Source organism: Geodermatophilus sp. CPCC 205761 (genome assembly GCF_051383655.1).
Classification (GTDB): Bacteria; Actinomycetota; Actinomycetes; order Mycobacteriales; family Geodermatophilaceae; genus Geodermatophilus.
The window spans coordinates 1-21,426 of record NZ_JALPKQ010000063.1 but is presented as its reverse complement, the minus strand read 5'-3'; the positions used below and the strand labels follow the sequence as shown (position 1 = coordinate 21,426).

The following is a 21,426-nucleotide window of genomic DNA, read 5'->3' as shown; positions in this document are numbered from 1 at the left end:
GGTCACCCGCCCGTCAGCGCCGGCCCCTCGTCCTTGAGCACCACGCCGGAGGCGCCCAGCTCCCGCGCGGCCCCGAGCAGGGCGGCGACGGTGTCGGCGGCCTGGGCGTAGGACAGCCCGTGCGGCGGGCGGACGTTGGAGACGCAGTTGCGCTCCGAGTCCGCCCGCCCCGGCCGCGGGCCCCAGGTGAGGTAGACGCCGAGCGAGTCGGCCGACGAGAGCCCCGGCCGCTCTCCGATGAGGACGACGACCGCGCGCACCCCGAGCGCCGCACCCACCGCGTCGCCCAGCGCGACGCGGGCCTGGTGCGCCAGCACGACTGGGGCGAGCCGCCACCCGGACAGCCGCTCCAGCAGCGCCGCCGTCAGGCCGGCGGCGTGCTCGTGCACCGCGCGCGGGGAGAGCCCGTCGGCGACGACGACGGCCAGGTCGGCGTCCGTGCGGGGCAGCGACGTGCCCTCGGCCAGTTGCCGGCCGAGGTCGGGCCGCTGCAGGTACGTGGCGCGGTCCGGCGCCGCGGAGTGCACCTCGACGACCTCGGTGCCCGGCAGGCCGGCCCGGACGACGTCGGGGTCCAGCGGCTGGTGCACCGCGTCCCGGGCCGCGGCGTGCGCGGCGCGGAACTCCAGTTCCCGGACGGTCGGCAGCGCGTCGCCGGCGCGGCCGAGCGCCACCCGCGCGCGGGTGGCCGAGCGGAGCACCGCCCACGGATCAGGACCGACGTGGCCACTCCGGCCCTCCGCCACGGAACTCACGACGACGCCGCCGCTAGCAGGGCCCGGGCCGCGGGCGCGTCGGCGGTCAGCTCGCGCACCCGGCCGGCCTCGTCGAGCAGGTCCATCCGCGCCAGCCACTCCTCGAACTCCGGGGCCGGGCGCAGACCCAGCACCTGCCGGGTGGTGAGGACGTCGGAGAACGCCAGCGACTGGTAGTGCAGCATCACGTCGTCCATCCCGGGGACGGCGATGAGGAACGTGCAGCCGGCCGCCCCGAGCAGCAGCATCAGCGAGTCCATGTCGTCCTCGTCGACCTCGGCGTGGTTGGTGTAGCAGACGTCCACGCCCATGGGCAGGCCGAGCAGCTTGCCGCAGAAGTGGTCCTCGAGGCCGGCGCGGAGCACCTGCTTGCCGTCGTAGAGGTACTCCGGCCCGATGAACCCGACGACGGTGTTGACCAGCAGCGGCTCGAAGTGCCGGGCCACGCCGTAGGCCCGGGCCTCCAGGGTCTGCTGGTCGACCGGCCGCCCACCGATCCCGTGGTGCGCGTCGGCCGACAGCGCCGACCCCTGGCCGGTCTCGAAGTAGGTGACGTTCGACCCCACCGTGCCCCGCCCCAGCTCGAGCGCGCCGGCCCGCGCCTCGGCGAGCAGGTCGAGGGTGACCCCGAAGCCGCGGTTGGCCGCCTGCGTGCCGGCCACCGACTGGAACACCAGGTCCACCGGTGCGCCGGCCTCCAGTGCCCGCAGCGTCGTCGTCACGTGGGCCAGCACGCAGGACTGCGTCGGGATCCCGTACCGGGTGATCACCGCGTCGACCAGCTCCAGCAGCGCGACCGTGCGCGCCGGGGAGTCGGTGGCCGGGTTGATCCCGATGACGGCGTCCCCGCAGCCCTGCAGCAGCCCGTCCACGATGGACGCCGTGACGCCCAGGGGGTCGTCGGTCGGGTGGTTGGGCTGCAGCCGCGACGCCAGCCGGCCGGGCAGCCCGAGGGTGCTCCGCAGCCCGGTGACCACCCGCGTCCGGCGGCCGACGGCGACCAGGTCGGCGTTGCGCATCAGCTTCGACGTCGCCGCCACCATCTCCGGCGTCAGGCCGCGGGCCAGTCCGCTGATCGCCGCCTCGTCCCCGGCGGCCGCCCACGCCAGGAGGCGGTCGCGGAACTCCCCCACGGTGAGCGAGGCGACCGGCGCGAACGCCTCCCGGTCGTGGGTCTCCAGGATGAGCCGGGTGACGTCGTCCTCGTCGTCGACCACCTGCTCCTCGAGGAAGGTGGCCAGCGGCAGGTCGGCCAGCACGGTCTGGGCGGCGACCCGCTCGGCCGCGGACTCCGCGGCGCAGCCGGCCAGCACGTCCCCGGAGCGGGCCGGCGTCGCCTTGGCCAGCAGCTCGACCAGGGTCGGGAACTCGTAGGTGTGCCCGCCGAGCGTGCCGCGTCGCGTCATCGCACGTCCTCCGCCGCGTCGGCGAGCAGCTCGAACTCCTCCTCCGGCGCCGAGGCGACCAGGTGGTGCCGGCTGTAGAGGGCGAAGTAGGCGAGGAAGACCGCGTAGGCACCCAGGGTCCACAGCGCGGCGGTCACGTCGACGAGGAACGTCGCGACCACCGCCGCGGCGGCCAGCACCAGCGCGACGCCGGTGGTGACCACCCCGCCCGGCGTCCGGTAGGGCCGCTCCAGCCCCGGCTCGCGGCGGCGCAGCACGATGTGGCTGACCATCATCAGCACGTAGGACACCGTCGCCCCGAAGACGGCCATGTTCAGCAGCATCGCGCCCTGGCCGGTCAGCGACAGCGCGAAGCCGATCGCGCCGGGCACGAGCAGCGCCAGCATCGGCGCCTTGCGGGCGTTGGTGACCGACAGGGCCCGCGGCAGGTAGCCGGCCCGCGACAGCGCGAAGGTCTGCCGCGAGTAGGCGTAGATGATCGAGAAGAAGCTGGCCACCAGCCCGAACAGGCCCGCGTAGTTGACCACGCGGGTGATGCCGTCCGGAGCGGCGGAGCCGGCCAGCGCGTCGACCGGCGGGTTGCCCGACCCGGCGATCGCCGAGGAGCCGGCCGCACCCGGCGTGAACACCAGCATCAGGACGGCGAGGACGACGAGCACGCCCATCGCCGCGACGATCCCGCGCGGCATCGAGCGGGCCGGGTCGCGCGCCTCCTCCGCCGCCAGCGGCACGCTCTCGACGGCCAGGAAGAACCAGATCGCGAACGGGAACGCCGCCCAGATGCCGAGCACGCCGTAGGGCAGGAACGTCGAGGCACCGGCCGCGTCGGTGGGCGCGATGTCGAGCAGGTTGCCCGAGTCGAACTGCGGGATCGCCCCGACGAGGAAGACGACCAGCCCGAGCAGCGCGACGACGGTGACGACGAACATCGCCTTGAGCGCCTCCCCGACGCCCATCAGGTGGATGCCGATGAACAGCGCGTAGACCGCCAGGTAGACCCACCAGCCGTCGGTGATGCCGAACAGCCCGAGGGACTCCACGTAGGCACCGATGAACGTCGCGATCGCCGCCGGGGCGATCGCGTACTCGATGAGCACGGCCACCCCGGTGGCGTAGCCACCCCACGGCCCCAGCGCCCGGCGGGCGAAGGTGTAGCCGCCGCCGGCGGTCGGCAGCGCCGAGCCGAGCTCGGCCAGGCCGAACACCATCGCGGTGTACATGACCGCCATCAGCACCGTGGCGACGAGCAGGCCGCCGAAGCCGCCCTCGGCCAGCCCGAAGTTCCACCCGGCGTAGTCACCGGAGATGACCGCCGAGACCCCCAGCCCGGCCAGCAGCAACCAGCCCGCGGTGCCGCTGCGCAGCTGGCGCTTGTGCAGGTATCCCTCGTCGACCCGCTCGGCTGCGACGCCGGCGTGGTGGTGCGAGGCGGGTCGTGCGGTCGGTTCCGCGGTCATGTGGGACCTCCGGGATCGGCCCCCGGCCGGGAGGGCCAGCCTGATCCTGTCCGCGGGACGCCGTCAACGAGGGAGCAGCGATCGGAACACGCTGTTCACCGGCCCGGCGCAGTGCCTCCGAGGAGCAGCCCGAGGTCCCGGACGTACACGCCGGTGCCGTGACCGAAGCCCGACACGACCGGCTGCAGCCGGGCGCCGACCCCGGTCGCGGCGGAGGTCAGGACCGGCGGTGCACCCGGCAGCCGGACGGCGTCCCCGACGAGGGTGGGCACCAGCCCGGCCGCCACGAGGGCCAGGAGCGCCACCGTCCCGATGGCCACGGACAGCCCCAGGTGCTCGGCGAGCAGGCCGATGGCCGGTGGCCCCCCGAGCAGGCCGGTGTATCCCACCGTGGTGGCCAGGGCGATGCCGCGGGCGCCGCCGAGCACGCCCGCGCGGGCGATCGCCAGGGGGAAGATGTTGGCCAGCCCGAGGCCGACCAGCACGAACCCGGCCAGCGCCACCGGGAGGGACGCCGTCGTCACCGCGGCGGTCACGCCGACCGCCGCGAGCAGGGCGCCGCCGATGAGCAGGCGGCGTTCCCCGAGGGCCAGGACCAGCCGGTTGCCGGCCAGCCGGCCGCAGGCCATGGCGAGGGAGAAGCCCGCATACCCGCCGGCCGCGAGGAGCGGCGTCGCGGACAGGTCGGTCCGGAGCAGCAGCGCGCCCCAGTCGGTCAGGGCGCCCTCGCCGTACGCGGTGCAGCCGGCGATGACCCCGAGGACGACGAGGGCGGCCGTGGGACGGCGACGCTCGGGGGCTGCGCCGGTCACCCGCCGGACGTCCGCCGCGGCGTCGGCGCCGACCAGTGCCGGAGCCGCCCAGGCCGTCAGCAGCAGCCCCACGCAGGCGACGGCGACCAGGTGCACCGCCACTCCGGCGACGGCCGAGGCCACCCCGCCGAGCAGCGCACCGGCCAGGCCCCCGAAGCTGAACCCGGCGTGCAGGCCCGACAGCAGCGGCCGTCCCACCCGCGCCTCGACGGAGACACCGAGTGCGTTGGCCGCGACGTTGACCATGCCGGTCGCGGCGCCGAAGACGAGCAGCGCGGCGCACAGCGCCGGGACCGAGGCGGCCAGTCCGGGCAGTACGACGGCCACGCACACCAGGACGGCGGCCACGGCGCTCACCAGGCCGGCACCGAGGCGGGCGCAGAGCGCACCGGTGACCTGCATGCAGGCCAGGGCGCCGACGGAGAGGCAGAGCAGGGCGATGCCGAGGGTGCTGTGCCCCGCGCCCACCTGCTGGGCGACGTCGGGCACGCGGGCGGCCCAGCTGCCGAAGACCGCCCCGTCGAGGACGAACAGGGCGGCGACGGCCAGCCGCAACCGTTCCACCGACGGTGGCGGCGCGGACGACCTGGCGGAGCGGACGAGGACGGCGACCGGGGTGCGGGCGCGCAGCACGAGGGCAGGAGTGGCCATGGAGACCTCACGGGAGAGAGCCGGCCACCGCAGAACGGGTGGCCGCGAGGGGCGGGGAGAGCACACGACCTCGGGCACCCGCGATCCACGGTGCCAGCAGGGCCGGGATCACGCCGACCGGAGGGGCGGCGCGTCGGCGTGAGAGTGGCCACGGCACTGCGGGACGCGCGCAACTCCTGGATACTGGTTGGACACGATCGGGTGGCGCGATGCCGGACAGGGGAGGACGCAGGACCGGTGGAGACGCTGGAGACCCAGCCCACGTCGGACGACGGAGACCTGCTGGCCGCGCTGGCCGCCGGGGGCGACCTCAACGACTTCCTCGGGGACCTGGTGCGGCTGGCCGCCCGCCACACACCCACCGCGGAGGCCTGCGGCCTGACACTGGCCCGCTCCTCGGGCGCGGTGACGGTCAGCGCCACCGGGCCCCTGGCGCAGCAGGCCGACGAGCGGCAGTACGACCTCGACACCGGCCCCTGCCTGGAGGCCATGCGCGGGGGCGTCGTCGTCCGGGTCGACGACATGGCCGCCGAGCGCCGCTGGGCGCCCTATCCGGCCCGCGCCACGGAGGTCGGCGTCCGGTCCTCGCTCTCGTTGCCCCTCGTCGTCGAGGACCGCCGGTGCGGCGCGCTGAACCTCTACTCCACCCAGCCGGGCGCCTTCGACGAGGACGCCGAGGGGACCGCCGCCCGCTGGGCCGGTCAGGCCGCCGGGGCGCTGGCGGTCGCGCTGCGCATCGCCGACGGCGACGACCGGGCCGACCAGCTGCTCGGCGGCCTCGACACCCGGACGACGATCGGCCAGGCGGTCGGGCTGCTCATGGCGCAGGAGCGCTGCACCGCCGAGCAGGCGTTCGCGCTGCTCAAGCTCGCCTCCCAGCGGCGCAACGTGAAGCTGCGCGACGTCGCCGCCGGGGTGGTCGAGTCCTTCGAGGCCGCGCTGCCGGAGGCCCCGGCCCGCTGGTGAGCCTCAGAGGCCGCGCCAGCGGCCGGCCGTGCCGTTGCCCTCGGGCCGCGAGCCGAACACGTTGCCCTCGGTCGGCGACGCCCCGTCACCGGACAGGGCGAACGCCCGGAACAGCGGCCCGACCAGCGCGTCGTACACCGCCGGCAGCAGCCGGAAGCCGGCGATGACGACCGGGTTGGCGAACCCGGCCTGCACGAGGCGGCGGGGCCGGTCCAGCCGCGCCACCACCGCGCGGGCCACCCGCTCGGCCGAGTAGACCGGGGGCGGCGGGCGGCCGGTGCTGCCGGCCCACGTGGCGCCCTGGTAGTAGATCGGCGTGTTCACCCCGCCCGGGGCGACCGCCGAGACGTGCACGCCGGGCGCGTCACGGACCTCCTGCTGCAGCGTCCGCACCAGGCCCAGCTGCCCCCACTTGGCCGCCGCGTAGGTGCCCATGAGCGGCGCGGTGACCGACGCCAGCAGCGAGCTGACGACCACCAGGTGCCCGGCGCCCTGGCGGCGGAACACCGGCAGAGCCGCCCGGGCCACGTTGGCGGTGCCGTGCAGGCTGGTGTCGACGACGGCCTCGAACACCTTGGCCGGCACGTCCTCGATCCGCCCGTAGGCCATGGTCTGCGCCGAGTGGACGACGGCGTCGAGGCGGCCGAACCGCTCGACGGCGGTGTCGACGGCCCGCTGCACGGCGTCGGCGTCGGTGACGTCGGCGGGGCACACCAGCGCCTCCGGGGCGCCGCGCTCGCGGGCCTCGGCGGCGGCCTCCTCGAGCGACTCCCGGCCGCGGGCCACGAGCACCAGGCGGGCGCCCCGGGCGGCGAGGGTGTGCACGGTCGCCCGGCCGATCCCGCTGGAGGCGCCGGTGACGAGGACGGTCGGCGGTCGCGACGGGGCGGCGGACGGCTGGGGCATGCGGCTCCTCGGTTCAGGGAGCCGAGGGCTCGTACTCGTCGGACCGCCCCGGCTCGGCGTCGTCCGGTCCTACCCCTGCGGCCCGTCGGTCATGCCGGGACGTCCGGGAGGACGCCGTACAGCCAGCCGGGTCCGGTGACCGCCGTGCCGGCCGGCAGCCGGGCCCGCAGCCCTCGGTCGGCGGTGACCACGAGCAGCGGGGTGCCCTCGGCGGCCAGCCGGGCGGCCCGGTCGGCGAGCGCGTCGTCCCCGCTGCCGGGCGCCCGGACCACGGTGACCCCGTCGGGCACGCGGACGTCGCGCGCGGCGCCCTCCACGACCACGACGACCTCACGGCACAGCACCGAGCCGCCGCTCGGCCCGGGGAGCAGTCGGCCGGCCAGCGGCGCCAGCCGGCGCAGCAGCCGGGTGGTCGCGCCGGCCCGGTCGCGCCACCAGCCGTCGGGCCGGGACCCGACGACGTTGGCCATGTCGACCAGCAGAACCGTCACGCCGCTCCCCCTCCGCGTCGACGTCGCCCGACCGGGTGGTCGCCCGTTTGCGCTGGTCGCGCCCGGGCATCGATGCCGGCGACCCCGGAGGAGGTTCCCATGGCCAGCAGCGACCGCACCGCCCACGACCACGACGCGACCCGGACCGACACCCCGGCGACCCGCGAGGGCGCCTCGGCCACGCGCGGAGCCGCCCGCGACGCCGTCGCCGTCCAGCGGTCGGACTTCGGCGGCATCAAGTGGGGCGCGGCGTTCTTCGGCTGGCTGTCGGCCAACGGGCTCGCCGTCCTGCTGGTCGCGATGCTGTCGGCCGCCGGTGTCGCCCTCGGTCTCACCCAGGGCCTGCCGGACTCCGGGGACGTCGCCGCGGAGACGATCGGGCTGGCGGGCGCGATCGCCCTGCTCGTCGTCCTCTTCCTGGCCTACCTCGCCGGCGGGTACGTGGCCGGGCGGATGGCGCGGTTCAACGGCGTCCGGCAGGGGCTGGCGGTCTGGCTGGTCGGCCTGCTGGTCGTCGTCGTGCTGTCGGCCGCCGGGTACCTGCTGGGCCGCGAGTACAACGTGCTCGAGTCGCTGAACCTGCCCCGCATCCCGATCGACGAGGGCACCGCCACCACCGCCGGGATCATCACCCTGCTGGCCATGGTGGGCGCGACCCTGCTGGGCGCACTCCTCGGTGGCCGGCTGGGCACCCGCTACCACCGCCGGATCGACCGCGCGGGCTTCGGCGCCTGACCCCCCGGGAGCTGCCGAGCGTCACCGGTCGCTCCTACGCTGCCGTCATGTGCCGCAACATCCGCCCGCTGGCCAACTTCGAGCCGCCGGTCACCGGCGACGAGATCGAGGCCGCCGCCCTGCAGTACGTCCGGAAGATCAGCGGGACCACCCGCCCGTCGCGGGCGAACGCCGAGGTGTTCGAGCGCGCCGTCACCGAGGTGGCCGAGGCCTCGGCCCGGCTGCTCGCTGCCCTGGTCACCCCGGCCCCGCCGAAGGACCGCGAGGTCGAGGCGGCCAAGGCGCGGCAGCGGTCGGCCGCGCGCTACGCGAGCTGACCGGCCACGTCGCAGCAGATTGCGCACAACCGGCATGGCGCCGGGTGGGGCGGGTAGGAGCGGGGCTCCCCCTTCCCCGTCACCCGGAGTCCCGCCATGGCGCGCAACACCCTCTCCCGCTCGCTGCACGACCTGGGCCTGGCGGCCTGGTTCGGCGGCACCCTGGCCAACGCGGTCGCCCTCAACCCCGCCGCGGGCGCGGCCGGTGGCCGTGACACCGGCCGCGTGGCCAACGCCGGCTGGGACCGCTGGACCCCGGTCAACGCGGCCGCGATCGGGGCTCACCTGGTCGGCAGCGTCGGCCAGCTGGCCGGCAACCGCCGGCGCGTCGCCCGCCAGCGCGGCGTGGTCGGCATGAGCCTGCTCAAGACGGCGCTCACGGTCGCCGCGCTCGGGGCGACGGCGTACAGCCGGTCACTGGGCATCGTCGTGTCCGGCGCGGGCGCGGTTCCGGCGAGGTCCGGGACGAAGCCGTCCAAGCGGACCAAGGCCGAGGTCGCCGCCGCGCAGGAGCAGCTCGACCGGCTGCAGTGGGTCATCCCCGCGCTCACCGGTGCCCTGGTGGCGGTCAGCTCCTACGCCGGTGAGCAGCAGCGGCCCAGTGAGGTCGCCCGCGGCATCGCCCAGCGCTGACCCCGTCCGGCAGCGCGCCGGCGTGCACCGTCCCGGCCGAAGCCGGGCTCGCGACCTGCGCATACCCCGCGAGGAGGCGGGCAGTACCCATCTCCGGGTAACGACAGTGGGCCGGCGGATGAACGGTGAGGGTCATGACCGATGTCGACTCGTCTCAGCAGCGCGGCGGCTCATCGGGTGAGAGCCGCAAGGAGCGGATCGACCGCGAGCTGATCGAACTGCTCAACGAGCTCCGGGTGGCGCTGCCCGGGGTGCAGTTCCTCTTCGCGTTCCTGCTCGTCGTGCCCTTCCAGCAGCGCGGCGCGGAGCTGACCGAGTTCCAGCGGGACGTCTACTTCGTGACGCTCATGGCCGCCGCCGTCGCCACGGGGCTGCTCATCGCCCCCGCGGCGCAGCACCGGGTGCTGTTCCGGCAGCACGACAAGGAGGTCCTGCTGCGGCGCAGTCACCGGTCGGCCTTCGCCGGGCTCGTCGTCCTGGCCATCGCGATCTGTTCGGCCGTGCTGCTGGTGACCGACGTGGTCTTCGACCTCACCCAGGCGTGGATCACCACCGGCGTCGTCGCCGCGCTGCTGACCTACTGGTGGATCGCCGTCCCCTACTGGGACCGCGCGCACGGCCGCCAGGACGATCCGGACGACGGCGACGAGGACCGCTGACCCCGTCCCCTCCTCACCCGTGCGTCGACCGGTGCCCGAGGGCCCTGCAGATCGCGTCGACGACGTCGTCAGGGTCCTCGTGCTCCCAGAAACGCAGCACCCGCCAGCCTGCCGCCCGCAGCGTCTCGTCGGCGCGCCGGTCGCGGGCCACGTTCCCCGCCAGCTTGGCGACCCACCACTCCCGGTTGGCGGTGGGCGTGTGGCCACACGTCGGGCAGGCGTGCCAGAAGCACCCGTCGAGGAACACGATGAGGCGCCGGCCCTTCCACACCAGGTCGCCGCGCGCCCGGGTCTCCCGGCACGGCCGGACGTCGACCCGGAAGCGGACACCGCGGGCGTGCAACCGACGTCGCACGGCGACCTCGTGCGCGGTGTCGCGGCGGGGCTGGCGCCGGAAACGCTGCGCGACGACGTCGGATGACGGTGGCGGCGCGGGCCCGGGACCACTCGTCGTCACGCTCCTCCTCGCAGCCACCACCCTCGCCCCCGACCCTAGGGAGCCGCACCGACAGGATGGAGACACCGATCACGTGCGACGTCGGTGGGGCAAGGGTCGCCTAACCTGCTCGTCGTGAGTGCGACGGCGGCCCGGGACCTCGCACGGCCGCCCGCCCCTTCCCTGCCCGTGCCGCGCTGGTCGCCGGTCGAGCTGCTGCCCGCCCTCCTGGTCGCCGCGCTGGGCACCGTGCTGCTGCTGCCCGGGCACGGCCTGTGGTTCGACGAGCTGTTCACCGCGGAGGTCGGACGGCTCCCGTTCCGGGAGATCCTCGCCGCGATCGTCGAGGGCCGCGGGACGACCAGCTACCTGGCCGACGTGCCGCCGTCGTACAACGCCCCGTACTACCTCGCGGTGCACGCCTGGGTGTCGCTGCCGGGCATCGGTGGCGACACGTCGCTCCGGGTGCTGTCGCTGCTGGCCACCGCCGGCGGGCTGACGCTGATCACCCGGGGCGTGACCCGGCTGACCACCCGGGCCACGGGCGTGCTCGCCGGGGTCCTGCTGGCCGCGAACCCGCTGCTGCTCGAGCAGGCGGTGGAGGCGCGCAGCTACGGGCTCGCCGTGCTGGCCACCGGTGGGGCGCTGCTCGGCCTGGTCCGCCGGCTGCAGGAGGCGCCGCGCGGGCTGCTGCTGTTCGGCCTGGCCGGTGCCGGGATGGGGCTGGCGCACTGGTACGCCGTCACGGTGCTGGCCGGCTTCGTCGTGGCCGGGCTGCTGCTGCGAGGGCGGCGGGCGCTGCCGCTCGTGCTCACCGGCGCGGCCGCCGTCCTGCCGACCGCCGGCCTGATCGCGGTCAACCTGCTCAACGGCACCGGCGCCCGCAACGCCGAGCACCTGCGCGACACCGAGGGCAGGCTCGCCGACCTCGCCGTCGAGGCGTGGGCCGGTGGGCGCACGCCGCTGCTGTACCTCACCGTCGCACTGGCCGTCCTCGGCGCGCTGCGGGCATCCGTACTGCGGGTCGTCGGCACGTGCTGGGTGCTGGTGCCGCTGCTGCTCCTGCTCGCCGCCGAGTGGATGCGGCCGGTCTACCTCCCCCGCTACCTGCTGGCCGGGCTGCTCGGCCTCGGTGTGCTGGCGGCGGGCGGCGCGCTGGCCGTTCCGCGGGGCGCCCGCGGCCCCGTCGCGGCGCTGCTGGTCGGCTGCTCCCTGCTGGCCGCCTCGCCGCTGGCGGTCCGGGAGCCGCGGGAACGCGCCGACGAGGTGGTCGCCCTGATCGCCGAGCGGCACGTCGCGGGCGAGCCCGTGGTGGCGGCCGACCAGCGCTCGGCCACCGGCCTGGACCACTACGTCCGGACGGCGGCCCCGCAGCTGCGCCCCGACGTCGTCCTCCCGCCGGACGACGCACCGGCCACGGCCGACCGGGTGTGGCTGGTGCGCCGGCTGATCGACGGCGACCCGGTGCCGACCGACGACGACGCGGTCCTGCTCGGCGCCGGCCTCCGGATCGCCGCCGAGACCGCCTTCCCCGCCGACAAGACCGACCTGGTCCTGCAGCTCTGGGAGCGCTGACCCGCGCGCCGATGACTTCGCGGCCCGGTCCGCGTCTTCCTGTCAGATCCCCGCGGCAGGGTGGGGGCACGGACGGCAGAAGGCGGAGGTGGGGTCCGTGGCGGCGTACGTCGGCGACGCGGTGCCGGCCCAGCGGCGGGGCCCGGAGGGCGGTGGCCGCGAGGAGCTGGCCATCGAGACCGAGGGCCTGGTCAAGCACTTCGGCAGCACCCGCGCGGTCGACGGCGTCGACCTGCGCATCCCCCGCGGCGGGGTGCACGGCTTCCTCGGGCCCAACGGCGCCGGCAAGACGACCACCATCCGGGTGCTCGCCACCCTGATCCGGCCCGACGCCGGCACCGCGCGGGTGTTCGGCCACGACGTCGTCGCCGAATCCGACGAGGTGCGCGCCCGGGTCAGCCTGACCGGCCAGTTCGCGTCCCTGGACGAGGACCTGACCGGCGCGGAGAACCTGCAGCTGCTGGCCCGGCTGCTGGGCTACTCCCGGGCCGCGGCGCGGCGGCGCACCGAGCAGCTGCTCACCGCCTTCGGACTGGGCGACGCCGCCGGCAAGCAGGTGAAGCACTACTCCGGCGGCATGCGGAGGCGGATCGACATCGCGGCCAGCATCGTCGTCCGGCCGGACCTGATCTTCCTCGACGAGCCCACCACCGGCCTGGACCCGCGCAGCCGCAACCAGGTGTGGGACGTCGTCCGCGCCCTGGTCCGCGGTGGCACCACGGTGCTGCTCACCACCCAGTACCTCGACGAGGCCGACCAGCTCGCCGACCGCATCTCGGTCATCGACGCCGGCCGGGTGATCGCCGAGGGGACGCCGGGCCAGCTCAAGGCCTCGGTGGGCAGCGGCTCGCTGCACGTGCGGGTCCGCGAGCCCGAGCAGCGCCCGGCCGCCCGCGTGCTGCTCGAGCGGGTGCTGGGCGTGCCGGTCCGCGAGGAGAGCGACCCGGCGGCGCTGACCGCCCGGGTGGGCGACGCCGACCCGGTGGCGCGCGCGCTCACCGCCCTGGAGGACGCCGACGTCGGCCTGGCCCAGTTCGCGCTCGGCCAGCCCAGCCTCGACGAGGTGTTCCTCGCCCTCACCGGCCACCCGGCCGAGTCCACGACGACTGCGACCAGCCCCGACGAGGAGGGCCAGGCGTGACCACGACGGAGAGCCGGCACCTGCTGCTGGACGCCCCTGACAGCGCCGCGGTGCACGAGGCGCTGGTCGCCGGCGAGCGACCGCGGCCGCAGGGCCCGCTGGCCGCCTCGGCGACCTTCGGCTGGCGCACCCTGCTCAAGATCAAGCACGTTCCGGAGCAGCTGTTCGACGTCACCGCCTTCCCGGTGATGATGACGCTGATCTTCACGTTCCTGTTCGGCGGCGCCCTGGCCGGCACCGTCGACGCCTACATCCAGTACTTCCTGCCGGGCATCCTGGTGCAGAGCATCCTGATGATCACGATGTACACCGGCGTCGCGCTGAACACCGACATCGAGAAGGGCGTCTTCGACCGCATCCGGTCCCTGCCGGTGTGGCGGCCCAGCGCCCTGGTCGGCGCGCTGCTCGGCGACGTCGTCCGGTTCACCCTCGCCTCGACGGTGGTGGTCTCGCTGGGGCTGCTGCTCGGCTTCCGGCCCGGGGGCGGGTTCCCGGGGGTGCTGGCCGCGATCGGGCTGCTGCTGGTCTTCGCCTTCGCCCTGGGCTGGATCTGGACGTTCCTCGCGCTCGAGCTGCGCACCCCGAACGCGGTGATGGGCTGGAGCATGCTGGTGATCACGCCGCTCACCTTCGGCAGCAACATCTTCGTCGACCCCTCGACGATGCCCGGCTGGCTGCAGGCGTTCGTCAGCGTGAACCCGATCAGCCACCTGGTCGACGGCGTGCGCGGGCTGATGCACGGGCGGGCCGAGGTGGTCGACGTGCTGCTGGTGTTCGGGTGGGCGGCGGCGCTGGTCGCCGTCCTCGGGCCCCTGACGATGCGGCGGTACGCCGACCGGGCGTGACCGGTCAGCGCCGGTGGCGGAGGGCCCAGGCCAGCGACCGCGCCGACTGCCGCAGCCGGGCCCGCGCCGTCCACGCCGACCGTCCCTCGGCGCGGCGGTCGCGGGCCACCGGCACGCTGGTCACCGGCCGCCGGGCCAGCCCGACGGCCAGCACGATGCTCGGCGCGTCCGCGGCGAGGACGGCGTCCCGCACGCGGCGGCCCATCGCGAGGAACGCGCCGGCGTCCGGTGGCAGCCCGGTCAGCCGCGCGGCCAGCCGGCGGTGCGCCGTGCCGGTGAGCCGGCGCAGCGGGGACTCGTAGGTGCCGCGGCGCCCGGCGAACACCGCCTCGACGTCCCCCCGCGCCAGGCGCTCGAGCAGCTGCGGCACCGCCTCGGGCGGGTCCTGCAGGTCGGCGTCCAGGCACACCCACACGTCGGCGTCCGGCTCGGCGGCCAGCCCGTGGGCCAGCGCCGCGTGCTGGCCGCCGTTCACGGTGAGCCCGGAGACCGCGATCCGTGGATCGGTGACGCTGAGGCCGACGGCGACCCGCGCGCTGTCGTCGGGCGAGGCGTCGATGACCAGCCGCAGCCGCCAGTCCCGGCCCTCGAGGGCGGCGGCCAGCCGCTCGGCCAGCGGCGCCAGGGTGGCCTCGTTGCGGTAGACGGGGACGACGACCGCCAGCCGGGGCCCGGCGCTCATGCCGCCGCGGCCCACGTGCGGGCCAGCCCCTCGGCGAGATCGACCGTGGGCCGCCAGCCCAGCATCGCGGCGGCAGCCGACGGGTCGCTCACCCAGTCGGCGGTGTCCCAGTCCCGGCCGGGGTGGGCGCCGGGCGCGGTGGCGATCGACCGCCCGGTGACCCGCTCGGCGGTGGCGACCAGCTCCTCGGTCGACGTCTGCACGCCGGTGCCGACGTTGAGCACCTGCCCCGGCGGGAGGTGGTCGGCCAGGGCGGCGCGCACGCAGGCGTCGACGACGTCGCCCACCCAGACCCAGTCCCGCCGGCTGACGTGCCCCGGCAGCGGGACGACGGCTCCGGTGCGGGCGGCCCCGAGCACCACCGGCACCAACCGGGTCGGGTGGTCGCCGGGGCCGTAGACCTGGAAAGCCCGCAGCACCGCCACCCGGACCCCGCGCTCGGCGGCGGCGGCCTGCAGCAGCAGGGAGCCGGCGGCCTTGGTGGCGCCGAAGAACCCCCGCGGCCGCAGCGCGGCGTCCTCGGCCAGCGGTCCGGGGCCGGCCGCGTACTCGGTCGAGGACCCGAGCCGCACCACGGCCCGGCAGCGGCCGGGCAGCGCGTCGACCAGCCACGGGCTGGTGTTGACCGCGACCGTCGCGGCCCGCTCCGCCGGCGTCGTCTTGGCCCGCCCCGCGGCGAGGGAGAACACCACATCGGGGTCGGCCGCCCGCACCGCCGACGCCCCGGCGTCGGGGTCGGCGAGGTCCACGTCGGCGCGGGTGAGCGGGACGACGTCCCAGCCGTCGGACCGCAGCCGGGCAACCAGGTGGCGACCGACGAAGCCGCCGGCGCCGGTGACCACCGCCCTCACGCCGGCTGCGCCTCCGGCACCCCGGTCACCGCCGACGCGAACTCCGCCCGCCGCGCGGCGGCCTCGGCCGGTGCGGCCCGGTGCAGCGCGCCGAGGACGGCCAGCAGCCGGGGCACCTCCACGAACGGGTCGCGGCCGGCCATGTCGGCGGTGAACGACCGGCGCAGGAAGGTGAAGTCGGTGCCCAGCCGGACCAGCTCGGCGGCCAGCAGCTCGGCCGGCACCGGGAAGCCGCACTCCGGCAGGGTGAGCCCCCCGACGCCGAAGGGCTGGTGCACCGCGGCGCGGACGGCGTCGACCGTGCCGTCGACCAGCGGGGTGAACAGCTGGGTCGCGCCGCGGTCGATGCGCAGGTCGTTGAGGCCGACGTAGATCCGTGACAGCGGTCGCCGGGCCAGCTCCGGGGTGCGGTGCACGGCATCCTGGGTCTCCACCAGGATGCCCAGGCCGCAGCGCCCGTCGACGAGGTCGAGGGTGCGGTCGACCTGCTCGGCGGAGCGGACCATCGGCAGCAGCACCTCGTCGGCGCCACGGGCCACGGCGTCGTCGACCTCGGCCGCCGTCCACGGACCGAAGCCGTTGACCCGGCAGAGCAGCCGGCCGGCGGTCGCCGCCCGCACGCGGCTCAGGTCCTCGGGGGTGTCGGCGTTGATCTGCGTGCCCTCGCCCCGCTGCCGGCGGTGCTTTCCCCTCCGTTCCCAGTCGACGACGATCCCGGCCGCGCCGGCGGCCACCACGTCGGATCCCCAGGCGGGGTCGACCGTGAAGAGGAAGAGATCCACGGTGGTGAGCTTAGGCACACCTAACCGCCGGTGTGCAACGGGACCTCCTCCCTAGCTGACGGCCGCCGCATCGACCGCGGCGCCGGCCGCCGCGCCGGCCGCGGCACCGGCCGCATCGGCCGCCCCCGAGGGGAACGGCAGCGCCGCGCCGAGCACCCGGACCGACACGTCGTCGCCCGCGGCGGGCAGGTCCCGACCCTCCAGCCGGGCACTGAAGGTCTGCCCGGTCGGCAGCTCCAGGCGGACCCGGGCGTCGTGACCGAAGAAGTCGACGCCGCGCACCCGCGCCGTCGGACCGCCGGCGTCCGGCCCGTCCAGCCGCAGCTGTTCCGGGCGCAGCAACACCCGTGCCGGGCCGTCGGGGCAGGCGCGATCCAGGGCGAGGACGCCGAGGGCCGAGTGCGCGGACCCGCCGCGGACGTCGGCCTCGAGCACCACCGACTCCCCCACGAACGTCGCGACGTCGAGGTCCCGGGGGCTGCGGTAGAGCGTCCGCGGGTCGGCCAGCTGCACCAGCCGCCCGCCGCGGAGCACGGCCACCTCGTCGGCCATCGACAGCGCCTCGGCCTGGTCGTGGGTGACCAGTACCGCGGTCGCGCCGGAGGCGGCCAGCGCATCCGCCACGGCCTGCCGGGTCTCCTCGCGGAGCGACGCGTCGAGGGAGGAGAACGGCTCGTCGAGCAGCACCAGCGACGGCTCCGGTGCCAGGGCCCGGGCCAGGGCGACCCGCTGCTGCTGGCCGCCGGAGAGCTGGTGCGGGGCGCGCTGGGCGAGCGCGGGGTCGAGCCCGACGAGGGTGAGCAGCTCGCGCACCCGGCCGGTGTCGCGACGCTGCCGCCGCGGCAGCCCGAAGGCGACGTTGCCGGCGACGCTCAGGTGCGGGAAGAGCCCGCCCTCCTGCGGGACGAAGCCGATGTGGCGGCGGCGGGCGGGGACGCTGCGGCCGGGGCCGGCCACCTGCCGGCCGCCGACCTCGATGGCGCCGCTGTCGGGGTCGTCGAAGCCGGCGATCAACCGCAAGAGCGTCGTCTTCCCGCACCCGGACGGCCCCAGCAGGGCGGTGAAGCCGCCCTCGGGGACGTGCAGGTCCACCCCGGTGAGCACGGGTGTGGCGCCGTAGGACTTCGTCACGTCGGTGACGATCAGCGAACTCATGTGGTCAGACCTCTGCGGGCATCGCGGGAGAGCAGCACGGTAGCCGGTGCCGAGAGCAGCACCATGACGACGGCGTACGGCGCGGCGGCCCCGTACTCCAGGGCACTGCTGGCCGACCAGAACGCGGTCGCCAGCGTCGTCGTCCCGGTGGGGGCCAGCAGCAGGGTGGCGGTCAGCTCGGTGACGACGGCGAGGAACACCAGGGCGGCGCCGGCGCCGATGCCGGGGGCGAGCAGCGGCAGGGTCACCCGCCGCAGCCGGTCCGGAGCCGAGGACCCCAGCGACGCGGCGACGTCGTCGTAGAGCCGGGGCGACTGCTCCACGGCGGCCCGCACCGTGACGATCGCCCGCGGGAGGAAGAGGATCGCGTAGGCGGCCAGCAGCACCGGGACGGTCTGGTAGATCCACGGCGTCGCGTTGATCGCGAGGGTGACCAGGGCGAGGGCGATGACGATGGCCGGCACGGAGCTGCCGAGGTAGGTGCTGCGCTCCAGCAGCGTGGCCACCCGCCCGCGGGCCCGGACCGCCAGCCAGCCGGTGGGCAGCGCCATCGCGGTGGTCACGACCGCGGCGGCGGCCGCCAGCCCGAGCGTCGTCCCGGTCGTGGTGATCAGGACGGCGAGGTCGAGGCCGGTGGACGAGCCCCGGACCACCCAGGTCGCCAGGCTGGCCAGCGGCACGGCCAGCGAGAGCCCCACCAGCGCGGTGAGCGCCAGCAGCGCGGGCGCGGTGAGCGCGCCCAGCGGCACCGCCCGACCCGGCCGGGCCACGCCCGCGCCGGTGCGGGCGTAGCCACGCCGGCCGCGCAGCCGCAGCTCGGCCAGGAGCAGCAGGAGGCACAGCAGGACGAGGACGCCGGCCAGCATCGTGGCGCCCGGCCCGTTGAAGGTGGCCCGGTACTGGTCGTAGATGGCGGTCGTGAAGGTCGCGTACCGCAGCATCTGGAGCGCGCCGAACTCGGCCAGCACGTGCAGCGCGACCAGCAGGCTGCCGCCGAGCAGCGCCACCCGCAGCTGCGGGAGCTGCACCCGCCGGAACACCGCCCAGCTGGACAGGCCCAGTCCGCGCGCGGTCTCCTCCAGCGCCGGGTCCAGGCCGCGGAAGGCGGCGACCACGGGCAGGTAGACGAACGGGAAGTAGGACAGCGTCACGACCAGCAGCGCGCCGGTGTAGCCGTCCATGCCGGGCAGCAGCGAGATCCAGGCGTAGCTGTTGACGAACGCGGGCACGGCCAGCGGCGCGACCAGCAGCACGTGCCAGACCCCCCGTCCGGGCAGGGCGGCGCGCTCGACCAGCCAGGCCGCGCCGACCCCCAGCAGGGCGCACAGCAGCACCGTCCCGCCGACCAGGCGGGCGGTGTTCCAGAGCAGCTCGCCGACCCGCGGCCGCAGGACCAGTTCGCGGATGCCGCTCCAGCCGACGTCGACGGTGTACGCGGCGATGTAGGCCAGGGGCAGCAGCGCCAGCGCGGCGACCGCCACGGCCAGCAGCAGGGTGACCGGGCTGCGGCGCACCCCCGAGCGCGTGCGGACCCGCCCCGGGGGCACCGGCCGGGCCGGCGTCCCGGGCTCGGCGGCCGGTGACGCGGTTGCGCTCAGAGGAGGCCCACCTCCTGCATGAGCTCGGTGACCCGCCGCTGGTCGAGCGACCCCGGGTCGACGTCCGGCGCCTGGAGCTCCTCCAGCGGCGGCAGCACGGCGGCGGAGGCGACGCCGGTGCCGACGGCGTACTCGAGCGCCGAGCTCCCGGCCAGCTTCTCCTGCGCCTCCGGGCTGGTGAGGTACTCGACCAGCTGCTGGGCCTGCTCCGGCTGGTCGCTGGACGCCAGCACGCCGGCGCCGGAGACGCTGACGAAGGCGCCCGGGTCCTGGTTGCGGAAGAGGTGCAGCCGCGCGTCGTCGCCCTTGAGGGCGTTCTCGGCCTGGTCGCGGTACCAGTAGTAGTGGTACATGACGCCGGCGTCGATCTCGCCCTCGTCGGCGGCGACCATCACCGCGGTGTTGCTCTGGTAGATGCCGGCGTTGCGCTCCAGACCCTCCAGCCACGCGTGTGTGGCGTCCTCCCCGCGGAGGGCGAGGACGGCGCTGACGATCGCCTGGAAGTCCGGACCGCCGGCGGCGATGCCGATGCGCCCCTCCCACTCCGGGTTCGCCAGGTCCATGATCGACGCCGGCAGCTCGGCCTCGGGGAGGACCTCGGGGTTGTAGACGAGCACCGTCGAGCGCGCGGCGAACCCGACCCAGGTGCCCGACTCCGGCCGGAACTGCTCCCCCACCTGGTCCAGCGTCGACTGCTCCAGCGGGGCGAGCAGGCCCTCGCTGTCGAGGATGTCGATCGACGGGCTGTTCTCGGTGAGGAAGACGTCGGCCGGGGAGGCGTCGCCCTCCTGCACGATCTGGTTGGCCAGCTCGGCGTCGTTGGCGTCGCGGAACTCCAGTTCGATGCCGGTCTCGGCGGTGAAGTCCTCGAGCATGGTGCGGACCAGGCTCTCGTGCTGGGCGCTGTAGACGGTCAGCGTCTCGGCCTCGGCGGCCTCGCCGGAGCCACACCCCACCAGCAGCCCGGCGACGGTCAAGGCGGAGAGAGCCGTGGCGGACGTCCGCCCGAGCCTGGTCACGTGTCTGCTCCTGAAGATAGGCAAGCCATACCTGACCAGAAGGTGTACCACGGGCGGCCGTCGCGGCGTCGGCTACAACTGCTCCCATGGCCCCCGTTCCGACGCTGCCCGTGCGCACCGCCCGTTTCGCCGAGCTCACCCCGCTCGAGGTCTACGCGCTGTGCCGGTTGCGGGTCGACGTCTTCGTCGTCGAGCAGCAGTGCCCGTACCCGGAGCTCGACGGGCGCGACGTCGAGCCGGCGACGGTGCACCTGTGGATCGAGGAGGACGGGCAGGTCGCGGCGACCATCCGGGTGCTCGACGACGGCGGGACGCGGGCGATCGGCCGGGTCGCCACCGCGGCCACGCACCGCGGTCGCGGGCTGGCCGCGCAGCTCATCGAGGCCGGCGTGGCGCTGTGCGGCGATGCGCCGATCACGATGGGCGCGCAGGCCCACCTGGAGGGCTGGTACGAGCGGTTCGGGTTCCGGCGCAGCGGACCCGGCTACGTCGAGGACGGCATCCCGCACGTGCCGATGCGCCGCGAGCCGGCCTGATCCACTTCGGGGTGGCGGATCGGGCAGGCTGGCGCCGTGGCGCGCAGTCCCCTGCTCCGGGCGGCCGACCGCCTGGAGCGCCTGGCCGCACGGACCACTCCCGGCGACTGGCGGACGGGTGGACTGCTGGCGACCCGGCCCGAGGTCATCGCCCACCTCCCGGACGGCGGCACCGAGCACGTCGCCGAGGCGCGGGCCGGTACCGGCGCCTGGATCGCCGCGCTGTCGCCGGCGCTGGCCGCACCACTGGCCGCCTGGCTGCGCGCCGCGGCCGCTGCCCGGCCGCCGGACCCGGCCGCCGAGGCGTTCGCGCGGGAGCTGCTCGACCGGCTGCCGTGACGACGGCTCGCCTCGGGCGCACGCGCCCGCACGGGTGGACGCTGCCGCAGGTGGCGCGGCAGGGTGACGGGGGTGTCCGCTGCCCGGAGCGCCTACGCCCACGACGCGGTGCTCGTCCTCGACGGGGAGGGCGACGACCGGGCACCGGGCGGGGCGATCACCCTCGCGCTCTGCGGCAGCTGGACGCACGAGCCACCGTGCCCGCTGTCGCCGCACCACACCTCGACCTCCCGGACCGGCGACCGGCTGCACGTGCGCGTGCTCTTCGCGGCGGCCGCGACCGACGAGCAGCGCGTGCGCGACCTCGTGGCGGAGGCACTCGCGGGTGGGGAGTCCACCGGGCCCGACGGCGTCCGCACGTCGTGGCGACTGCTGGAGCAGGACCGCTCCGACGTCCGGCAGGAGGAGCGGGCGCACGCCGACCGGCTGGCCGGGAGCTGACCCGGACCACGCGCTGACCGCCCGGATTGCGGGACCAACCCGCTCGAACCTCCGAGGGCAGCAGGGACCGGCTGGTCGACGTGCGGACTTGTCGACAGCTCCCACGCACTTCTCAGAACGGTGGCGGGTCGTCGCCCGGATCGGCGTCGGGTGGGGTCCTGGTGACGTGCAGGACGCCGTCGGCGTCCATGACGAACCGCCAGCCGCGGGCGTGGGTCTTGAGCCGGTGGTGGCTGCG

At 75.7% G+C, this 21,426-nt stretch carries 24 protein-coding genes; 11 read left to right on the top strand and 13 right to left on the bottom strand.

Annotated elements, in window-relative coordinates; genetic code table 11:
* Window positions 1–2: 2 nt before the first annotated feature.
* From eutC to MY526_RS24610, 4 genes are all read right to left on the bottom strand, one after another.
* Window positions 3–755, bottom strand: a complete 753-nt coding sequence (eutC, locus tag MY526_RS24625; protein ID WP_436695378.1) for an ethanolamine ammonia-lyase subunit EutC — start codon at window positions 753–755, stop codon at window positions 3–5.
* Window positions 752–2,161 carry an ethanolamine ammonia-lyase subunit EutB gene (locus MY526_RS24620; RefSeq protein ID WP_436695379.1) on the bottom strand — a complete coding sequence of 470 codons (1,410 nt, stop codon included), beginning with the start codon at window positions 2,159–2,161 and terminating at the stop codon, window positions 752–754. Before MY526_RS24620 ends, eutC begins: the two co-directional genes overlap by 4 nt.
* Window positions 2,158–3,618, bottom strand: coding sequence for an ethanolamine permease (gene eat / locus MY526_RS24615; protein WP_436695380.1), 1,461 nt, complete (start codon window positions 3,616–3,618; stop codon window positions 2,158–2,160). The genes MY526_RS24620 and eat overlap by 4 nt, the downstream gene beginning before the upstream one ends.
* A gap of 95 nt (window positions 3,619–3,713) precedes the next feature.
* Window positions 3,714–5,081, bottom strand: a complete 1,368-nt coding sequence (locus tag MY526_RS24610; RefSeq protein WP_436705283.1) for an MFS transporter — start codon at window positions 5,079–5,081, stop codon at window positions 3,714–3,716.
* A 237-nt stretch (window positions 5,082–5,318) separates the two neighbouring features.
* On the opposite strand from MY526_RS24610, the gene MY526_RS24605 reads away from it, so the two are divergent.
* The gene (locus MY526_RS24605; protein ID WP_436705282.1) at window positions 5,319–6,047 is read left to right on the top strand and encodes a GAF and ANTAR domain-containing protein; all 729 of its coding nucleotides are present in this window, start codon (window positions 5,319–5,321) and stop codon (window positions 6,045–6,047) included.
* Window positions 6,048–6,050: 3 nt separating this feature from the next.
* On the opposite strand, the gene MY526_RS24600 is transcribed toward MY526_RS24605, so the two are convergent.
* Entirely contained in the window at window positions 6,051–6,953 is a 903-nt protein-coding gene (locus tag MY526_RS24600; protein WP_436695383.1) for an SDR family NAD(P)-dependent oxidoreductase, read from the bottom strand.
* A gap of 89 nt (window positions 6,954–7,042) precedes the next feature.
* Window positions 7,043–7,444 carry a hypothetical protein gene (locus tag MY526_RS24595; protein WP_436695384.1) on the bottom strand — a complete coding sequence of 134 codons (402 nt, stop codon included), beginning with the start codon at window positions 7,442–7,444 and terminating at the stop codon, window positions 7,043–7,045.
* A gap of 99 nt (window positions 7,445–7,543) precedes the next feature.
* Between MY526_RS24595 and MY526_RS24590 the strand changes: the two genes are divergently transcribed.
* The 4 genes from MY526_RS24590 (at window position 7,544) to MY526_RS24575 (ending at window position 9,788) form a co-directional block, all read left to right on the top strand.
* Entirely contained in the window at window positions 7,544–8,179 is a 636-nt protein-coding gene (locus tag MY526_RS24590; protein ID WP_436705281.1) for a hypothetical protein, read from the top strand.
* Window positions 8,180–8,226: 47 nt separating this feature from the next.
* Window positions 8,227–8,496: a DUF2277 domain-containing protein gene (locus tag MY526_RS24585; protein WP_436695386.1), complete on the top strand. Its 270-nt coding sequence runs from the start codon at window positions 8,227–8,229 to the stop codon at window positions 8,494–8,496.
* A gap of 96 nt (window positions 8,497–8,592) precedes the next feature.
* Complete coding sequence (locus MY526_RS24580) at window positions 8,593–9,129, top strand: hypothetical protein (protein ID WP_436695387.1); 537 nt, start codon at window positions 8,593–8,595, stop codon at window positions 9,127–9,129.
* A gap of 134 nt (window positions 9,130–9,263) precedes the next feature.
* On the top strand, window positions 9,264–9,788 hold the full coding sequence (locus tag MY526_RS24575) for a DUF6328 family protein (RefSeq protein WP_436695388.1): 525 nt from the start codon (window positions 9,264–9,266) through the stop codon (window positions 9,786–9,788).
* 13 nt (window positions 9,789–9,801) lie between these two features.
* Here the strand turns inward: MY526_RS24575 and MY526_RS24570 are convergent, their stop codons facing one another.
* Window positions 9,802–10,245: a very short patch repair endonuclease gene (locus tag MY526_RS24570; protein WP_436695389.1), complete on the bottom strand. Its 444-nt coding sequence runs from the start codon at window positions 10,243–10,245 to the stop codon at window positions 9,802–9,804.
* A gap of 114 nt (window positions 10,246–10,359) precedes the next feature.
* Here MY526_RS24570 and MY526_RS24565 point away from each other — a divergent pair, with 114 nt between their 5' ends.
* The 3 genes from MY526_RS24565 to MY526_RS24555 all read left to right on the top strand — a co-directional run bounded on the left by MY526_RS24565 (window position 10,360) and on the right by MY526_RS24555 (window position 13,785).
* On the top strand, window positions 10,360–11,799 hold the full coding sequence (locus MY526_RS24565; protein WP_436705280.1) for a hypothetical protein: 1,440 nt from the start codon (window positions 10,360–10,362) through the stop codon (window positions 11,797–11,799).
* A 97-nt stretch (window positions 11,800–11,896) separates the two neighbouring features.
* Window positions 11,897–12,940, top strand: coding sequence for an ATP-binding cassette domain-containing protein (locus MY526_RS24560; protein ID WP_436705279.1), 1,044 nt, complete (start codon window positions 11,897–11,899; stop codon window positions 12,938–12,940).
* Window positions 12,937–13,785 (top strand): ABC transporter permease, encoded by an 849-nt coding sequence (locus MY526_RS24555; RefSeq protein WP_436705278.1) that lies wholly within the window; start codon window positions 12,937–12,939, stop codon window positions 13,783–13,785. The genes MY526_RS24560 and MY526_RS24555 overlap by 4 nt, the downstream gene beginning before the upstream one ends.
* A gap of 4 nt (window positions 13,786–13,789) precedes the next feature.
* Here the strand turns inward: MY526_RS24555 and MY526_RS24550 are convergent, their stop codons facing one another.
* The 6 genes from MY526_RS24550 to MY526_RS24525 all read right to left on the bottom strand — a co-directional run bounded on the left by MY526_RS24550 (window position 13,790) and on the right by MY526_RS24525 (window position 19,872).
* Window positions 13,790–14,467 (bottom strand): glycosyltransferase, encoded by a 678-nt coding sequence (locus MY526_RS24550; RefSeq protein ID WP_436705277.1) that lies wholly within the window; start codon window positions 14,465–14,467, stop codon window positions 13,790–13,792.
* The gene (locus MY526_RS24545) at window positions 14,464–15,318 is read right to left on the bottom strand and encodes an NAD-dependent epimerase/dehydratase family protein (RefSeq protein WP_436705276.1); all 855 of its coding nucleotides are present in this window, start codon (window positions 15,316–15,318) and stop codon (window positions 14,464–14,466) included. The genes MY526_RS24550 and MY526_RS24545 overlap by 4 nt, the downstream gene beginning before the upstream one ends.
* Entirely contained in the window at window positions 15,315–16,100 is a 786-nt protein-coding gene (locus tag MY526_RS24540) for an aldolase/citrate lyase family protein (protein ID WP_436695395.1), read from the bottom strand. Before MY526_RS24540 ends, MY526_RS24545 begins: the two co-directional genes overlap by 4 nt.
* A gap of 51 nt (window positions 16,101–16,151) precedes the next feature.
* On the bottom strand, window positions 16,152–17,255 hold the full coding sequence (locus MY526_RS24535; RefSeq protein WP_436695396.1) for an ABC transporter ATP-binding protein: 1,104 nt from the start codon (window positions 17,253–17,255) through the stop codon (window positions 16,152–16,154).
* The gene (locus MY526_RS24530; protein WP_436695397.1) at window positions 17,252–18,769 is read right to left on the bottom strand and encodes an ABC transporter permease; all 1,518 of its coding nucleotides are present in this window, start codon (window positions 18,767–18,769) and stop codon (window positions 17,252–17,254) included. The genes MY526_RS24535 and MY526_RS24530 overlap by 4 nt, the downstream gene beginning before the upstream one ends.
* An 80-nt stretch (window positions 18,770–18,849) precedes the next feature.
* Window positions 18,850–19,872, bottom strand: a complete 1,023-nt coding sequence (locus tag MY526_RS24525; protein WP_436705275.1) for an iron ABC transporter substrate-binding protein — start codon at window positions 19,870–19,872, stop codon at window positions 18,850–18,852.
* A gap of 86 nt (window positions 19,873–19,958) precedes the next feature.
* On the opposite strand from MY526_RS24525, the gene MY526_RS24520 reads away from it, so the two are divergent.
* From MY526_RS24520 to MY526_RS24510, 3 genes are all read left to right on the top strand, one after another.
* A complete protein-coding gene (locus MY526_RS24520; protein ID WP_436695399.1) occupies window positions 19,959–20,408 on the top strand; it encodes a GNAT family N-acetyltransferase in 450 nt (149 codons plus the stop codon).
* A 36-nt stretch (window positions 20,409–20,444) separates the two neighbouring features.
* A complete protein-coding gene (locus MY526_RS24515; RefSeq protein ID WP_436705274.1) occupies window positions 20,445–20,747 on the top strand; it encodes a hypothetical protein in 303 nt (100 codons plus the stop codon).
* A 72-nt stretch (window positions 20,748–20,819) separates the two neighbouring features.
* A complete protein-coding gene (locus MY526_RS24510; protein WP_436695401.1) occupies window positions 20,820–21,188 on the top strand; it encodes a hypothetical protein in 369 nt (122 codons plus the stop codon).
* Window positions 21,189–21,426: the final 238 nt, after the last annotated feature.

What these genes read in the sequence shown, in the direction of transcription:
- MY526_RS24620 (WP_436695379.1), bottom strand. Translation starts at nt 2,161, where the DNA reads ATGACGCGACGCGGCACGCTCGGCGGGCACACCTACGAGTTCCCGACC.
- MY526_RS24585 (WP_436695386.1), top strand. Translation starts at nt 8,227, where the DNA reads ATGTGCCGCAACATCCGCCCGCTGGCCAACTTCGAGCCGCCGGTCACC.
- MY526_RS24610 (WP_436705283.1), bottom strand. Translation starts at nt 5,081, where the DNA reads ATGGCCACTCCTGCCCTCGTGCTGCGCGCCCGCACCCCGGTCGCCGTC.
- MY526_RS24535 (WP_436695396.1), bottom strand. Translation starts at nt 17,255, where the DNA reads ATGAGTTCGCTGATCGTCACCGACGTGACGAAGTCCTACGGCGCCACA.
- MY526_RS24580 (WP_436695387.1), top strand. Translation starts at nt 8,593, where the DNA reads ATGGCGCGCAACACCCTCTCCCGCTCGCTGCACGACCTGGGCCTGGCG.
- MY526_RS24575 (WP_436695388.1), top strand. Translation starts at nt 9,264, where the DNA reads ATGACCGATGTCGACTCGTCTCAGCAGCGCGGCGGCTCATCGGGTGAG.
- MY526_RS24520 (WP_436695399.1), top strand. Translation starts at nt 19,959, where the DNA reads ATGGCCCCCGTTCCGACGCTGCCCGTGCGCACCGCCCGTTTCGCCGAG.
- MY526_RS24590 (WP_436705281.1), top strand. Translation starts at nt 7,544, where the DNA reads ATGGCCAGCAGCGACCGCACCGCCCACGACCACGACGCGACCCGGACC.
- MY526_RS24600 (WP_436695383.1), bottom strand. Translation starts at nt 6,953, where the DNA reads ATGCCCCAGCCGTCCGCCGCCCCGTCGCGACCGCCGACCGTCCTCGTC.
- eat (WP_436695380.1), bottom strand. Translation starts at nt 3,618, where the DNA reads ATGACCGCGGAACCGACCGCACGACCCGCCTCGCACCACCACGCCGGC.
- MY526_RS24550 (WP_436705277.1), bottom strand. Translation starts at nt 14,467, where the DNA reads ATGAGCGCCGGGCCCCGGCTGGCGGTCGTCGTCCCCGTCTACCGCAAC.